Raw genomic sequence first — 17,538 nt, 5'->3', positions numbered from 1 at the left:
TGTTTTTAGGATTCTGATTCTACTGTTTTTACTTCGGATTTCCCATCATTAATGACTTCTGATCCAGATTCTTTTAGATATTTATCTAAGAATTTTAGGATTCTTCCATACGCTTCAATCTGATTTTCTTTTTTCACAAAACCATGTCCTTCATCTTCGAATAATACATATTCTACAGGAACACCATTTTTCTTAACTCCTGCTACAATTTCATCAGATTCTACTTTTAATACTCTTGGGTCTTTAGCTCCTTGTAATACAATCAATGGTTTAGTTACTTTTTCTGTATGGAACAAAGGAGAGATTTGGCGTAATCTTACAGAATCTGTAGTATTAGGATCTCCCATTTCTGTATATAAAGCTTCTTTAAAAGACTCCCACCATGGCGGAATACTTTTTAAGGTTCGCAACCAGTTCGTTACTCCAAAGATGTTTACTCCTACTTTAAATTCCTCTGGCGTATACGTAAGGGCTGCCATGGTCATATAACCTCCATAAGAACCACCAATAATTCCGATTTTATTTGGATCAATAATATCTTGTTGTGCTAACCAATCTTTTCCTGCTACGCAATCTTTTAGATCTTTGTCTCCGTGGTTCTGGTCATCCATTTTGTAAAACGTTTTTCCGTAACCACTACTTCCTCTATTATTGACAGCTAAGATCGCATATCCATGATTCACATAATACTGAATCTGGGAACTAAAACCTTGTCTGGATTGTCCTCCTGGACCCCCATGTACCCAAACCAAGGCGGGTACTTTATTCTTGGCCGATGCTTGTTTTGGTTTATAATAAATTGCAGGGATTTCTAACCCATCAAAGGATTTAAAACGAACCACTTCTGAAGCTACTAAATGCTCGGCATTGATGTCTTTATTCAATACATCTGTAAGTTGATGATATTCTTTTGAAGCTACATCAAAAGCGTATACATTTCTTGGAGTACTTGACCCCGAAACATTTAAGAACGCCATAGACTCATCTCTAGAAAAACGCGCACTAGAAATTTCTTTGTTTTCGAATGTAGGGAACTCTACTGACTTGTCAGTAGAAGACTCTTTTACATTCATCACGGTTTTAGCGTCTTCATTAGTAAACATCACCTTATATTTTCCATTTCTGGTAAAATAAAATGAATTGATGTCCCAGTTCTTTTCTGCTACTTTTTCTTTAGTACCATCTGCAAGATTGTATTTCATTAAATAACTAAATTCTGCATTGTCGTCAGTAGTATAATAGAATGAAGTATTATCGGGAGAAAAATCCTGAGGACTATTACCACTTATATTTTCATTGATTTTAGTTTTCTCTTTTGTCTCCGTGTTCATGATATACAGATCGATATCATTGGTAGTGATTGCTTTGGTAAGAGCAATATATTTTCTGTCTTCCGACATTCCGCCAAAATCCATTCCGTCATTATTCTGATAGATCATTTTAGAAGTGAAATCAGCAATATTCATTTCGTAATGATCCATATACTTAGGATCTCTTTCATTACTGCCATAGAAAAAGCTTTTGCCATCTTTAGACCAACCTCTAAATAATGCTCTTACGTTTTTCTCTGGAGTTAGGCGTGTGATACCTGAACTATCTTTTAGGAAAATCTTAAATATTTCATCTCCATTACCATCCATTCTAAATAGTATTCTATCATCTTCGGGGAAATATGAAATTCCAAAAACAGAAGAGCTATCTGATTTTGTGACAGGAATCAATTCTCCACCTTTAACCGAAGTTGTATACATATTATAGATACCAGAACGGTTACTAGTCATCAACACTTTGGACTTGTCGTTGGAGAAACCATTAGCAAATGCATTTTCATTATCCATAAATTGCTCAATTGAGTACTCTTCAATTGTAACAGCCTTTGCTACCTCTTCTTTCTTTTCTTTTTTGCAGGAATGGAGTAGTAGAACCCCAAGTCCCAAAATGATGAGTTTTTTCATGAGTAAGAATTTTTATTTGATTGTGAAAGTTTTTATTTCTTTAAAAGGAGAAGTTTCTAATTTCTCAATAGATTCCTGATAAGGTTTCCAATCATTTGTAAAGAATGTATTTGTTTTTTCTAATGCATCCATTAGTGCATCTTTAGCATGTTTTATCAGGGTTTTCTCTGTAGTAGTCAACCCATTCTGTCTGCTGCCGGTATACCAATCAGCCGTTCCTAGGCGCTGCATCACCGTTATTTCAGGATTACGAGTGATTCCTTGTCTTTTGTCCTCTTTTCCTAAATACATAGCAATGGTTGAATCAATTTTTTTAATGATGTCTTTAGAAGCTTTGATCTGATCTTTAAATTTCTTTTTATCTAGTTTTTTTAGCTCTTTCTGATATTTTGAAGCTACTTCTTTACTTTCTACCAATTGCTTCACAGCATCTGCTGCGGTCTGGCTCATAGTTTCTAGATTTTTAGAAGCCGCGTATACTTCGTTGATATTTTGCTGAGAAACTTGTAATCTAGGATCAGATTTTACCTGTATACTAGTTTCGGATTTCTGATCTCCATATTCCATCACCACTTTATAAGTTCCTGGTTTTACTTCAACACCACCTGATTCTTCTTTACGTTTCTGAATTTCTCTAGACGGTCTATCAACGCCTTTCTCATCCATAAACCAGCTTATTTTATGAATTCCGGTAGAGTCCGGAGTCTTTTGCTTTAATGTTCTGATGAGTCGGTCACCATCGTACACTTTTAGATAAATAGAATCCCATTTTATTTTCGTTTCTTCTTTTTCATCGTCTGTCGTATCTTCTTCTTCTTCTTCTTCTTTGTCAGTTTCTTTACTGTCCTCTTCTTTTTTAGACGCTTCTTTTTGCGCTACGGTTACAAAATAAGAGATATGAGCTCCAAAATCGCGATTTTCGCCATTAAACAAAGCGTCTCCACCGAAACGACTTCCGGTAGGTTGCTGATAAGCAGCCTGGTATCCAACAGGAGGATCGAATACTTTTATTTTTTGACTTAAGATGCTTTTGTTTTTTGCTAAAGCACGCAATGGTTTGATATCATCTAATACCCAAGCAGCTCTACCAAAGGTCCCTATAACCAAATCGTGTTCTCTGGGTTGAATTACTAAATCTTTTACGGATACTGTAGGGAAACCTGATGTCCATTTGGTCCATTTGTTTCCAGCATCCAGAGAAATATATAATCCGTCATCGGTTCCTAAAAACAATAAATTTTTCTCAATAGGATCTTCTACGATACTCAATGCATAGCTTTTTACATCACTACCATCTACAATGCGTTGCCATGTTTTACCATAATCCACCGTTCTATATGCGTATGGTGTATAATTAAATCTTCTATAATCATTGGCTACCAATAGCGCTTCTCCTTTTTTCTTATTAGAAGCTTTGATCTGTACAATCCAACTACCTGTTGGTAATCCTTTGATGTTTTTAGAAACGTCTGTCCAGTTTGCTCCTCCGTTTTGAGTAATATGAACTCGTCCATCATCGGTGGCTGCCCAAAGCATATTTTGTTCTAAAGATGAAGGTTCTATGACTAAAACAGTACAGTGATTTTCTGCTCCTGTAGCATCCATCGTAAGACCACCACTTTCTGCTTGTTTTAGTTTTTCGGGATCATTAGTAGATAGATCCGCCGAGATGATCTCCCAGGTCAGACCTTTGTCTGTGCTTTTATGTACAAACTGACTTCCGAAATACAAGGTGTTATTATCAAAAGGATCAATATTAATAGCTGCATTCCAGTTAAAACGTAATTTTATTTCTGGATCCGGATGTGTAGGTCTTACTATATAATTATTACCTGTCATCCAATCATAACGACTTACAAATCCTTGCTGGCTCATAGACCATCCATATCTGGAGTCGTCTTTATCTGGTACTACATCGAAACCATCTCCAAAGGAAATCTCTTGCCAGTATGAGTTTCTAATTCCCTGCGCTTTCCAGACATATGCAGGTCCACGCCAGCTACCATTATCTTGCATACCTCCATATACATTATATGGAAACTCATTATCTACATTAATATGATAAAATTGTGCTACGGGTAAGTTTCCTATGAATCTCCAGGTTTTTCCACCATCACGTGTGATGTTTAGTCCACCGTCATTACCATCGATCATAAAATTGCCATCTTGTGGATGTATCCACCAAGCGTGATGATCTGGATGAACTCCGTTATCTACACCATAGGCCGGCATTAATTGTTTAAAGTTTTTACCACCATCTTCGGATACATTTACATAGGTAAATACAGAATAAACTCTGTTTTCATTCTGTGGATCTACATAAATTTCTGAATAATAGAATGGACGATTGCCAATATCATTTTTGTCATTTATTTTTTTCCAGTTAAATCCTCCATCTTCTGATTTATAGAGTGCATTTTTTTTGGCTTCAATTAGCGCGTATACAGTGTTTGGCTTATTTCTAGAAATGGCAACTCCGATACGTCCTAAATCTCCTTTAGGTAAACCATCTTCATCCGTTCGTTCTTCCCAGGTTTTTCCTCCGTCATGTGTGATATATAGTCCAGAGCCTTCTCCTCCAGATTTAAAAAACCAGGGATCACGTTTATGTTCCCATAAAGCGGCAATCAATTTATTAGGATTAGAAGGATCCATAATCAGATCAGCTGCTCCTGTTTTGTTATTCGCGAAAAGTACTTTATTCCATGTTTCTCCTCCATCTGTAGTTTTAAAAACCCCTCTTTCTGGATGTTCTCCCCAAGGCGAACCTATCGCAGCGACGTATACAGTATTTGGATCAGTAGGATCCACAATTACTCTATGAATATGACGGGTCTTTTCTAAGCCCATCAGTTTCCAATTTTTACCGCCATCCAGGGATTTATATATTCCGTATCCCCCATTAAGACTGTTTCTGGGGTTCCCTTCTCCGGTTCCTACCCATATTACAGAAGGATTGGATTGTTGGATTGCTACCGCTCCGATGGAGGCAGTAACTTGTTTATCAAAAACGGGCTCCCATTTAATTCCTCCCGAAGTAGATTTCCAAAGTCCTCCAGAAGCTGTTCCTGCATACATAATATCTGGATCAGAAGTAACCACGTCTATAGAAGTTACACGACCACTCATTCCTCCGGGTCCTATATTACGTGGATTCATTTTTTTTACATAATCCATAGAAAATTCTTGAGCAGAAATTCCAGAAACCAGGATAAGAGATATTAGAAATAGTAATCTTTTCATGTTGTAATAGTGAGTTAATTATAATTGAATTTGTTGTTCTAGTGTTGTTAAGAAATGTATATCAGGATATTTTTTCTTCATCTCCTGTAATTCTTGTTGTGCTATTCTTGGCGATATATGTGTTGCAATAATTTGCTTAGGATTGATATGCTTTTTAATTTGTTGAGATGCGCTATTTTCTAAAAGCATCCAATATGGTAGGATTGCAATATCAATATGCTCATTAATCAGACCTAATTGACTAAATAGATTGATTTCCTCCATCCAATTGGTATCTCCAACATGTAGAATTCTGTACTCGCCCAAATCGACGATGTACCCAATATTTTCTACAGCGGTATGTCTTTTTCCAACGTGATTTATTTTTAGTCCGGTAATTTTAAAATCTTTAATTGTAATCGTCTGCTTGCTGTAATCAGTTGTAGCTATGGTAAACAATCTATCCTTAGAAGTTTTAATTTCTTTTGTGATCTGATTGGATCCACACAAAATGGAATTTTTGCTAGATGCAAGATATTCATTGGCTAAGGATGCACTGAAATGATCTCCATGATAGTGGGTAAATAAAATGGCATCTGGTCGTAATTGCTTACGAATCTTATGTATTAAAGAAGTCGTTGGAAAAAGATAATCGTCACCATATTTAGTATGCAAGCCATCAATCAGTACAGAAGAATCTTCATTTGATATATAAACACCCATATTTCCTGTATAGATTAAAGATAATTTCTTTTGTGAAAAGCCAGAAATACCTATAGAAATGAGCGTTAAAAGGAAAAATCTTTTTAACATTTTTTGATTGATTACCTGATTGTGAGCTTAAAGTTAAGAAAATGAAAATGCGAAACTCTTAAAGGGGTGTTAAGGTGAAAAATAGGTACATTTGAAGGAGCAAAACTAGTATTATGAAATATATTGAACTTACCTTAAAGAATCATATAATCGTGCACGGCTTCGATGCCAGAAATCAAGAAATTACTGAAGAAGTTACGGTAGCATCTGCATCAAAAAAGTTGGTAGCTGTAGATAGAATACTATCGATTAGTGAGCAATATATTTTAATCAAATATGCCTATGGAAGAATTATTTATTGGGAGTATCTAGAGGAATATAAAAGCGTAAAAGCAATGTTACTTTAAGAATAATATGAAAGAGTTTTTATTTTATTTTTTTACTATTTCGAGCAGAGATTAGCTTAAATTCCTTATTCACTTTAATGATGATAATATTTCCTGTATGTAGATTGATCATTTTCCATCTAAAACCATACGAAGTTTCGAAAATAGCTGATCGAGCCGTTTTTCTTAAATCGATTTCATCTATTTTTTCAATAACTTCTGCTGCTAATACATCTAGTCCTCTTTTCTGAACTTCTTCGTCAGTAAGTTTGCGATCTATTTGATTTAGAATAATTTCTAATGTGGGCTGTTCGGTAAAAAAGTCGTTTGGGTAACATATACCGACACAGAATAATGGTAAGAATAGTATATATCGTTTCATAAAGATGTGTTTTAAAGAAACTATATACTACACCTTTGGTATACTATATAGTTACTAGATTATTAATATTGTAACCATTCTGTTGTTGTTATTTGTACTAAAATTAGACGTTCTTAAATTAAGGGGAATTAAAATTAATCCATAAAAAGTCTATTTAAGATATAATTTTGTTAAAAAAACGTGAATAAATCATAAAAAATGAAATTTACAGTAGTATTTTTTATTTTTTTTTGAAGAATTGTTAAAGAAATCTGCTTTTTTAGGTGTAATTATTTATTTCGAAGCTTTTCTAATGTATAGATTTCTCTTCCTAATTCTGCTAGAAAAGGAATTCCTATTTCATCGTATTCATAGTGATCATCATTAAAAATGCCATTTTCATTTACATGTATTGTAGCGGATAGTACGAACTCTATATCGCTTTTTGTATCCTTAATATATGCACAGTCTGTAAGATATCCATATGCATATCCAACTTTATTGTAGATTTCTATGTGTTCTGGAATATCTTCTTTGGTGTCGCCAAACATAAAAAACTTAACATATCCATCGTAGTACTCCTTTTTATCATATCCTGCTCCACTTGGTAAAGTTTTCATAGCATTAATGACAAATTCATAATCACTCTCAGATATATCAAAACTCTTTTCTTTACTATAAATATTGGGGAACTGAATCCGCTTCATCATCTCATGTAAAGATCGCAATGGAAGATAATTTTTTTCAGAAAAATCTTTTGGTTTTTCTATTAATGTATCATTGTAGATATACCCTTTGCCTTTTAGTATTTTTTGCAACGATAATTTTAGGTGAGGATTATTTTCTATACTTTCTTGTTGGTATGCGATTGTATTATCTTCAACACTTTTTTTAAAAAGAATTGATTGTGTTTTCAGATTATTGGCGTGGAAGGCCGATAACCGATGTGCAATTCTAGCCTTAAGGTTTTTAGACTGTAATTTTTGATTGATATAATCTTGTCCAAGAAATTCGAATAGTCGATTATATGCCTGGTTATCACTTACTGCAAAAATCTTACTAATTTCTTTCTCAATATTTGTATAAAGTGTATCACGCTGTAGGATGAAATTAGTCGTTCTGTCTATGTTGATTCCTCTTTCGTTTAATTCTTTTAATTTCTCCAGGGCGATTAGAGCGACAGGGAATTTAACAGAACTTGCAGGATAAAAATAGATGCTGTCAGAAACGTTGAATTCATAATCCGTAAAAATCACTTTTCCATGCTCATCTCGATCAATCTGACTGTACAAAATCTGAACTTCATGTTTTTCAATATTTTGCATTACTTGTTTTATCTGTTCCCTATCTGAATCCAGTGTTTTTTCTAGAGGATTTTTTTGTGTACAGGATAATATCAAAAAGCTAATGACGAGAACTAATGAAATAGATTTCATATAGGTTAAAAATTAAACGATAAGAGAATGATTATCTATTTTTATTATATAATTTTTTACCAGCCTCATAGTATTTATCACCTTCTACCCAAAAAGGAGTTTCAGGATTGTTAGCAATATTTCTGCAAGCCAATACATAGGATTGAAAGAATTTTAATAGATAATCATAATCTAAAGTATCCGGATTATCAGTAACCTGATGATAGTATTTGGTTATTTCTTCGTCAAAGGCTGTAAAACCCATACTGAACGTTGGAGCAGGGATTCCTTTGGCAGCAAAATGTACATTGTCTGATCGATCAAATAAACCTTGTTCTGGAGCCGGATCATCAATAGCTTTTAGCCCAAAAGGTGTTGCCGCTTTTTTAATATCTTCTGCTGCTGTTGTTCGTTTCAGACCTACTATTGTCGCTATACTAGTATCGTTATATCCTCCATTATCGCTGTTGAAACAATATACCATTTGGTCTAACGGGATCATAGGATGGTTTACATACCATTTACTACCTAACAACCCTTTTTCTTCTCCGGTGAATAGGATAAATAATGCTGATCTTTTAGTAGGATATTTAGCAATGTTTTGTGCTGCAGATAATACAGTTACCGTTCCGACAGCATTGTCTCTTGCACCGTTATAAATAGAGTCATTATCAATAGCTTTTCCTATGCCTACATGATCATAATGAGCAGAATAAATAACAAACTCATCCTTTAGTTTAGGATCCGTGCCTTCCACCATTCCAACTACATTTTGTGATACTACTTTACTTTTCTTAATACCTTGAACTTCGACAGTAGCCTTAATTTCATTTTTATCTTCAAAGAATTTACTGATTTCTTCTTTCTGATCATTGATCCATAAATAAGTGAAGTTGTTAGGTTCTTCTTCTCCAGAAATGCTCATTTTTTCTCCATTAAAACTATGATCTAGTTGTGACCAGGTTCTATCATCTATACTATTAACTTCTATAATCCCTACTGCACCTTTTTCTTTGGCTAGTACTATCTTTTCCTGGACTTTAGAAAATGCAAATCTAAGATTGCTATTATCTTTTGTTCCAGAATACGTAACTACTATTTTTCCTTTCACATCTAAGGTATTATAATCTTCGGCTAAACCATAATTGGCAAATACTAATGCTCCTGAAAAGGAAGTATTTCCTTTTTTTATTGTCACTATTTTAGAAGTAGTGAAATCTCCTATTTTTAATGAAGCATTTGCGAATGAAGAGGTACTATTCAGTGTAACTTTCTGAAAATAACTTTTATTTTCTGTAACAGGTTTAACACCATATCCACGCAACATATTGGCCAGATATTGAGCGGCTATTTTATTTTCGGGAGTACCCGTTTGTCTTCCTTTTAACTCATCTGATGCTAAAAAATAAATATGTCCTTCAATTTCGCTTTTGGCAACAGTGGATGTTACTTTTTTGATATCATCTTGCGCAAAATTGATGAATGGGAAAGCTACTAGTAATGATAAAAATATAGTTTTCATAAGCAATTAAGATGTTTTACTATTATATGTGTGTAATTTTCAGAGTATGTGTAAAAAAAATATACCTGACTTCTCAAAGATAAGAATTGTGGAGAGTTTATAGGATAAGAACCGAAAGAGTTGTTATCTGAGTCAAATTCTCCAAAACATTTGTTAATTCTATGTGATTACCTTCCAGTTCGGTCGGTATCTTTTCCAAAATGTGTTAAATTTATATAATGAAAGAGAAAAAGGGAATTTTTAAAAAAGGATTTGCTTTTAAGCATTATGAAGCTCCAGAACAATCTCCATTTGATAAACTTTTTGATATTTTTCAGGAAATTATCACTCATACTTCAGGGGATCTGGATGAAGCTTTGGATTGGATGCGAGAGCTAGATAAAGAATACGAACTTACTAATGAAGACTACACACTGGATGATTTTATCGAGGATCTTAAGAAAAAAGGATATATCCGAGAGGAAATCAAACCAGATGGAAAAGGAGGTATGTCTATTACGTCTAAAACTGAACGAGCCATCAGGCAAAGAGCATTGGATCAGATTTTCGGAAACCTAAAGCGTAGCGGATCTGGAAATCATAGAACCAAATATACCGGAAGAGGAGACGAGCACGCTGGCGAATATAGAAACTATCAGTATGGAGATGCCTTAGAACGAATATCCATAACCGAAAGTTTAAAGAATGCTCAAATAAACCACGGAATTGGAGAATTGAATCTTACGGAAGATGATCTTGTGGTAGAGGAGACGCAGTTCAAAGCCCAGATGAGTACTGTATTGATGATCGATATTAGCCATAGTATGATTTTATACGGAGAAGATCGTATCACGCCAGCTAAAAAAGTGGCTATGGCACTTGCAGAACTTATCACAACAAGATATCCTAAAGATACCTTGGATATTCTTGTATTTGGTAACGACGCCTGGCCAATAGCGATTAAAGATTTACCATATTTACAGGTAGGGCCATATCATACTAATACAGTCGCGGGATTACAGCTAGCCATGGATATGTTAAGAAGAAAGCGTAATACAAACAAGCAAATTTTTATGATTACTGATGGTAAACCGAGTTGCCTGAGAATGCCAGATGGTCAATATTATAAGAATAGTAATGGATTAGATCGCCAAATTGTAAACAAGTGTTATATGATGGCACAGCAAGCCAGAAAATTACAGATACCGATTACAACTTTTATGATTGCGCAAGATCCATACCTGATGCAGTTTGTAAGAGAATTTACACATGCGAATCAGGGTAAAGCTTTTTACACAGGTTTAAAAGGATTAGGAGAGATGATTTTTGAAGATTACGAAACCAATAGAAAAAAAAGAATTAAAGGATAAAAGATAGTATAATCTAGAATTTTGCTTAAAAGAAAATATGAATACAAGTACAATAACGACATTTGGACAATTAAAGGAATCAGGATATAAAAGTAAAAGCATAAAAGATGAACTTAGAGATAATTTAAGGTCTAAGATTAGTAATAAAGAGACCACTTTTACAGGAATCCATGGATATGAAAACACGGTAATTCCAGAGTTGGAGCGGGCAATTTTATCACGGCATAATATTAATTTATTGGGATTAAGAGGTCAAGCAAAAACTCGTTTGGCCAGACAGATGATCAATTTGCTGGATGAATGGATTCCTATTGTAGAAGGATCAGAGATTAATGATGATCCATATCACCCGATATCCAGATATGCTATTAATTTAATTAAAGAAAAAGGAGATGAAACTCCAATAAGTTGGATACATAGGAATGATCGTTTTGCAGAAAAGCTAGCAACACCGGATGTAACTGTAGCTGATATTATTGGAGATGTAGATCCAATTAAAGCGGCGAATCTAAAATTGAGTTATGCAGATGATAGAGTGATTCACTTTGGAATGATTCCCAGAGCCAATCGCTGTATTTTTGTGATTAATGAGTTACCTGATTTACAGGCGCGTATCCAGGTAGCATTGTTTAATATCTTACAAGAAGGCGATATCCAGATAAGAGGATTTAAGCTTCGTTTACCATTAGACATGCAATTTGTATTTACTGCTAATCCCGAGGATTATACGAATAGAGGTAGTATTGTAACACCCTTAAAAGATAGAATAGGTTCTCAGATCCTTACGCATTATCCAGAAACTATAGAAATTGCTAAGACCATTACACAACAAGAGGCACAATTAGACTCTAGACAAAGCAATTTGGTTTACGTACCGGATTTGGCTAAGGATTTATTAGAACAGATTAGTTTCCAAGCTAGAGAAAGTGAGTTTGTTGATTCTAAAAGTGGGGTGAGTGCAAGAATGAGTATTACTGCATACGAGAATTTATTAAGTACCGCAGAATATAGAGCATTAAAATCTGGAGACGAACAAACATTGTTAAGACTAAGTGATTTTATGGGTGTTGTCCCTGCAATTACTGGTAAAGTAGAGCTTGTGTATGAAGGAGAACAAGAAGGTGCAGCATCTGTAGCACATAATTTGATTTCGGATTCGATTAAAACATTGTTTCCTGAATACTTTCCTAAAATCGAGCGATTAGAAAAAGAAAGTGAAAGAAGTCCTTATCAAGAATTGATTGATTGGTTTTTCGAGCAAAGCGGTTTTGAGCTTTTAGATGAAATTCCTGAAACGGAATACATAAAAAAGCTAGATGAAATTAAACCACTAAATGACCTTATAAAAAGCTACCAAGAAGATATTGATAAAAAAGATAGTTATTTTATGAAGGAATTCTTGTTATGGGGATTAGTAGAGCATAAAAAACTAAGTAAATATAGATTGTCTGAAGGGTTCAGATTTAAGGATTTATACGGTAGTTATATCAATGATTTATAGTAGATTATCGATGGTTTTTTGTTGATTGGAATATGGTTTAACCAAATAATTAACCCGTTTCTATCAACTTAAAAATCACCACCATACAACGAAACATTTAGAAAAAAAATCTCCATTACTTTTTATCCAAAGTAATGGAGATTTTTTTTTGATCAGTTGCGTATTCAGTTTATCTAATATGGATGTAAATGGATACCAGATTTCATTGCGCTTCGGATCAGTTACCCAGTCTTTTTTCTGAGGAATGTAATAGAGACATGATCCGTATTTTCCTTCTGTAAATTCTTCTGAGTGGATCCAATATCCCACGATACAATCATTATTAAGATGAGAAATTTTCTTGTTTTGATAGGATAATGGAACGAATAAATTGCCAAAGAAGCAGACTTTTTGTAGAATATTATTAGGTTCGATATCTAATTTTTGTAATGTAGTTATGGTTTCAGAGCGATAGAGTAGTGGTAACTGTTTTTCTTTTAATTTGGTTACTTTTTCTAATAGACTATCATTACGATTAGGACCAATCCACCTTTCCAGTACGCTCTCACTTTTTTTAGGATCATAGAGATAAAACTTATAAATTAATTCTATATGTAGCAACTGATTTTGCTGTTGGTCTTCCAATAAAAAATCTAATTCACCTATGGTTATTTTATCCTTAAATATCTGAAGATTTTTTAGGATGATCTTATAGTTTTTGCTGCTGTTAATGAAGTATTCAAAAAAATGCTCAACCCTTTTTCCTAAGACTTCATTTTCAGAAATTTGAATAGGTAATTCATTCGGTATAAAATCATCAGAAATCTGTAAGTCAAATTGCGATAGTTCGAAAAGAGAAACATTTTTCCATAATACATTGCTATCCAAAAAGCCAGCATATTGTTGTTTAATCGACATTACAGGTATTATTCATTTCTAAAAATAGAAATATATTTATCTAAGATAGGTCTTAGTATTTTTCGATCCACTGGTTTAGCAACAAAGTCATCACATCCGGCAGCCAAAGCTCTTTCTATATCTTCTTCTGTAGAATAGGCTGTTTGTGCTACTACAGGCAGATGTGGGCGCATTTTTTTGATACGTTTTGTGGCATCATACCCGTCCATAATCGGCATTTTGATATCCATTAGAACCAAATCGATTTTGTCGTTGCCCTCACATATTTCAACAGCTTCTTTACCATTCTTAGCACGATATATAACAAACTCGAAGTCCATCATTTTGGTTAATACGGTTTTTAAAAATAAGAAGTTTATTTCTCCATCTTCGGCTATGAGTACCACATGTTTTTCTGGTATGATATTTCCTTCTTTATTTGTAGATAGCTCTCCGTTATTTTGCATTGGGGTATAAGGAATTTTTAATAAGAAGGCACTACCTTCATTTTCTTTACTTACAAAAGAAATTTTTCCTCCGATTAAATCTGTATATTGTTTAGCAATTGCCAGACCTAAACCAAGGCCTCCAAAATTTTTAGAAATCTCTTTTTCTGATTGAGAGAAACTCTTAAAAATAATATCCTGATCCTTTTGTTTAATTCCGATTCCCGTATCTTTAATAGATATTTCAATAGAATCTTCCACAATATAAGAAAAGATTGTTATTGATCCAGTATTAGTGAATTTTATACCATTATCGATTAGATTGTTGAGTATTTTAGTAAGCTTTGATTTATCAGTAATAATTATATTTTTTTCTTCTGGAATTTCATTCTCTAAATGTATAATAAGATTTTTCTCTTTTGCTTTATGAGCATATTCGGATATTAATTTCAGTAGAAGTTCTTTTAAATCGGTTTTGGTAAATCGTAGTTTGCTTTGTTTAGTTTCTAGTAAAGAGATTTCTAAGATATCATCGACAGAAGTAATTAGGTCTTTACCACTATCAATAATAATCTCGGTGTATTCCTTTCTTTCTTCAGGTGTTAAAGAGTCTGATTTAAGTAATTCCGAAAATCCCATAATTCCGTTCATCGGAGTTCTGATTTCGTGAGATATATTCTGAATAAAATTAGTTTTTATCCTGTTACTTTCTTCTGCTTTATCCTTTGCAATTCGGAGCTCTCTAGTTTTTTGTTTAATGATGAATTTTAAATAGAAGTGTATAAGAATAATACTCGCTAAAGCAGTGAAAAAAATAATCGATGAAATAATCCAGAATTTAGGCTTTTTATAAAAAGGTTTCACTGTACTAAATAGCCAATTATCCAGAATCGCTTGCTTCTCTTTGTTAGATATGCTACGAGCTGTTTTCGCAATAATAGCATTAAGCATTTTATTCTCTTTATGGACTGCAACGCTCGGAATATAACTATGATTTATTTCTGTTAATACTTTTAGATCATTAATACCTTCTGATTTCATTAGGTAATTTACCATTGCTTTTCCCCCTACATATGCATCAGATTCTCCTGACTGAACGCTGAGTAAACAAGCTATATCATCGGGGTAATTTTTTATATTCAAATTGGGGTATTTTTTTTTAAGATAATCATCAATAGAATACCCCATAGGTATTGCAATTTGTTTGTTTTGAAAATCTTTAAATTTTAAATCATTATCAACTTCTTTTCCGGTAACCAAAACAAACGGGGTTTCAAAAAATTTTGCATAAAAATTAAGATAACTTTGTTTTTCTTCAGTTTCCTGCATTTCCAGTACAATATCTACTTTTTTGGTTCTAACGTCTTCAAGTAATTTGACCCAATCTGTATAGTATTTTTTTTGAAATTTATAATTAATTTTATTTTCAATAAGACTAAAATGGTCGACTAAAATTCCATCAATACTATCTTTTTTATCTATGAATTGATAGGGAGGATAATAGGGATATACGGCAACATTGATCACATCTTGTTGTAATAGCCAGTCTTTTTCCGTTTCATTAAGAATATTATCATTAGAACATGATGATATTCCAATGATTAGACATATGAAAAGAAAAGTGTGTGTTATCTTATTTAGCATATGTTATTTTGAGTTGATGGTCTTATTTCTATTTTTAAAAATGGGGAAATATTTATTAAGAATTGGTTTAAGTATTTTTCTATCTACAGGTTTGGAAACAAAATCATCACAACCTGCATCTAATGCTTTTTGTACATCCTCTTCAATAGAATATGCTGTTTGAGCTATAACTGGTAAATTTGGTCTCATTTTTTTGATATAAGAAGTGGCATCGTATCCATCCATAATTGGCATTTTAATGTCCATAAGAACCAGGTCGATATTAGCATTTTCTTGGCAAATTGTTACAGCTTCTTTACCATTTTTTGCTCTGTAGATAGTAAAGTCATAATCGTTCATCTTTGTGAGAATTGTTTTTAGAAATAAGAAGTTTGTTTCTCCATCCTCAGCTATCAGGATGATATGTTTTTCTGATTTTGAAAGGGTTTTATCTTGGTTAGTAGTTTTATCTTTTTTGTTTTTAAGTACAGGGTTATATGGCATCTTTAACGTAAATGTGGTGCCTTCGTTTTTCTCACTAAGTACAGTTATTTCACCTCCAATAAAATCAGCATTTTTTTTCGCAATAGTTAAACCAAGACCTAGCCCGTTATATTCTCCGATTGTATTTTCTGAGTTAGATGTTAGACTTTCTTGTATTTTATTTTCGCTTTTTTCATTAATGCCAATCCCAGTATCTTTCATAGAAATGTGTAAAAAGTCATTCTTTACCACGTACGAAATAGTTATTGATCCATTATTTGTATATTTTACTGCATTATCAAGAATAACATTGAGGATTTTATTTAATTTAGGACGATCTATGAATACTAAATTCTGAGAATTTTTTAAATTATTCTCGATGTAGAATTTGATGTTTTTTTCTTCTGCTTTGATTTTATGATTAGATACTAAATTTTGAAAGACATCTTGCAGATTAGTTTCTACCAATCGTAGCGTAAATCTTTTTGTTTGTAATTGAGAGATTTCCAAAATATTATCAATGATAGATAATAACTCTTTACTATTCCCAATAATCATTTGAGTATATTTTTGTCTTTCTTTCTGGCTTAAGCTTTCATCATTTAAAAACTCAGAAAGTCCAATGATGCCATTCATTGGAGTTCTGATTTCCTGAGGGATATTATTAATAAAATTTGTTTTTAATCGATTACTTTCTTCTGCAATATCTTTGGCAATGATTAGCTCCTCTGTTTTCTGTTTTATTTTAAATTTCAAGTAAGAGTTTAGAAATGCACCCAAAAAGAACGCTAGTATTGAGACTAAAGATATTATAATCCAAAATTTTGAAGTTTGATAAAAAGGAACTACGTTTTGGTAAAGCCAATTATTGATAATGGATTCTTTCTCTTCTCTAGTTATACTTTTAAGGGCTTTTGAAATAATACCATCAAGAACAGTATCACTATTAGTAATTGCTATACCTGGTTCATATTTTAAATGAATTCCTGGGTTTATTTTAAGATTATCGAGTTTTTTAGATCTAATAAAATAATTGGCAACAGCTCTTGGTCCAATGTATGCATCATATTCACCCGAATTTAATCTTTCTAAACATTCCAGTTCTCCCTGAACAGTTACAATCGTAAAATCAGGATATTCATAACTCAAGTTTTCGGTTATTCCGTAATTTTTAGGGAGTACAATTGTTTTATCGTGAAGATTTTTTATACTATTTCCAAACGTAACATCTTTTCGCGTAATAATAACGTGCTGAGATTCAAAAAGAGGAGGATAAAATTTTAAGTAAGATTTTCTATTTTCTGTTTTTTGGATTTCCAGAATCAGATCTATTTTATTCTTTTCTGCATCCTGAATTAGTTTTGGCCAATTGTTATATTGTTTTCTTTTGAATTTATAATTTATTTTCTCCTCTATAATTTCGAGATATTCCATAAAAACACCATCAGCCTCATTTTGCTCATTTAGAAATTGATAAGGAGGGTAATAAGGATAGATAGCAACGGTAATACTATCATTTTGTTTGAGGAATTCTTTTTCTAAATCATTTAGGACCAAAGATTTTGAGCAAGAACATACTACTGAAAGCAGAAGAAAGATTGGGAATAAGCGTAGTATTTTTTTTAGCATATACGTAGGTTATTAAA

12 protein-coding genes are annotated in these 17,538 nt (G+C 33.0%); 3 read left to right on the top strand and 9 right to left on the bottom strand.

All coding sequences use genetic code 11. The features are described from left to right. Nucleotides 1–5: 5 nt before the first annotated feature. The 3 genes from D1818_RS06940 to D1818_RS06930 are packed head-to-tail and all read right to left on the bottom strand — an operon-like array spanning nt 6 to nt 5,990. A complete protein-coding gene (locus tag D1818_RS06940) occupies nt 6–1,955 on the bottom strand; it encodes an alpha/beta fold hydrolase (protein ID WP_118457346.1) in 1,950 nt (649 codons plus the stop codon). A gap of 12 nt (nt 1,956–1,967) precedes the next feature. After that, nucleotides 1,968–5,198: a hypothetical protein gene (locus D1818_RS06935; RefSeq protein ID WP_118457344.1), complete on the bottom strand. Its 3,231-nt coding sequence runs from the start codon at nt 5,196–5,198 to the stop codon at nt 1,968–1,970. Between the two features lie 18 nt (nt 5,199–5,216). Continuing rightward, nucleotides 5,217–5,990, bottom strand: coding sequence for an MBL fold metallo-hydrolase (locus D1818_RS06930; protein ID WP_118457342.1), 774 nt, complete (start codon nt 5,988–5,990; stop codon nt 5,217–5,219). A gap of 113 nt (nt 5,991–6,103) precedes the next feature. On the opposite strand from D1818_RS06930, the gene D1818_RS06925 reads away from it, so the two are divergent. Continuing rightward, nucleotides 6,104–6,337 carry a hypothetical protein gene (locus tag D1818_RS06925; protein WP_118457340.1) on the top strand — a complete coding sequence of 78 codons (234 nt, stop codon included), beginning with the start codon at nt 6,104–6,106 and terminating at the stop codon, nt 6,335–6,337. 19 nt (nt 6,338–6,356) lie between these two features. Here the strand turns inward: D1818_RS06925 and D1818_RS06920 are convergent, their stop codons facing one another. The 3 genes from D1818_RS06920 to D1818_RS06910 form a co-directional block, all read right to left on the bottom strand. Next, nucleotides 6,357–6,698: a hypothetical protein gene (locus D1818_RS06920; RefSeq protein ID WP_118457338.1), complete on the bottom strand. Its 342-nt coding sequence runs from the start codon at nt 6,696–6,698 to the stop codon at nt 6,357–6,359. 269 nt (nt 6,699–6,967) lie between these two features. Continuing rightward, entirely contained in the window at nt 6,968–8,002 is a 1,035-nt protein-coding gene (locus D1818_RS06915; protein ID WP_240338282.1) for a serine hydrolase, read from the bottom strand. A 142-nt stretch (nt 8,003–8,144) separates the two neighbouring features. Then, complete coding sequence (locus D1818_RS06910; protein ID WP_118457334.1) at nt 8,145–9,614, bottom strand: M28 family peptidase; 1,470 nt, start codon at nt 9,612–9,614, stop codon at nt 8,145–8,147. A 218-nt stretch (nt 9,615–9,832) separates the two neighbouring features. Between D1818_RS06910 and D1818_RS06905 the strand changes: the two genes are divergently transcribed. Continuing rightward, a complete protein-coding gene (locus D1818_RS06905) occupies nt 9,833–10,963 on the top strand; it encodes a VWA domain-containing protein (protein WP_118457332.1) in 1,131 nt (376 codons plus the stop codon). Nucleotides 10,964–11,000: 37 nt separating this feature from the next. Next, complete coding sequence (locus D1818_RS06900) at nt 11,001–12,464, top strand: magnesium chelatase (protein WP_118457330.1); 1,464 nt, start codon at nt 11,001–11,003, stop codon at nt 12,462–12,464. Nucleotides 12,465–12,539: 75 nt separating this feature from the next. Here D1818_RS06900 and D1818_RS06895 read toward each other — a convergent pair whose 3' ends face one another. The 3 genes from D1818_RS06895 to D1818_RS06885 are packed head-to-tail and all read right to left on the bottom strand — an operon-like array spanning nt 12,540 to nt 17,521. After that, nucleotides 12,540–13,361, bottom strand: coding sequence for a DUF1853 family protein (locus D1818_RS06895; RefSeq protein WP_118457328.1), 822 nt, complete (start codon nt 13,359–13,361; stop codon nt 12,540–12,542). 8 nt (nt 13,362–13,369) lie between these two features. Then, entirely contained in the window at nt 13,370–15,430 is a 2,061-nt protein-coding gene (locus D1818_RS06890) for a response regulator (protein ID WP_118457326.1), read from the bottom strand. Nucleotides 15,431–15,433: 3 nt separating this feature from the next. Continuing rightward, nucleotides 15,434–17,521 (bottom strand): response regulator, encoded by a 2,088-nt coding sequence (locus D1818_RS06885; RefSeq protein WP_118457324.1) that lies wholly within the window; start codon nt 17,519–17,521, stop codon nt 15,434–15,436. Between the last annotated feature and the right edge of the window lie 17 nt (nt 17,522–17,538).

This window comes from Aquimarina sp. BL5 (assembly GCF_003443675.1).
Lineage (GTDB): Bacteria > Bacteroidota > Bacteroidia > Flavobacteriales > Flavobacteriaceae > Aquimarina.
The sequence above is the reverse complement of the archived record's forward strand: the minus strand, read 5'-3'. Positions and strand labels throughout refer to the sequence as shown.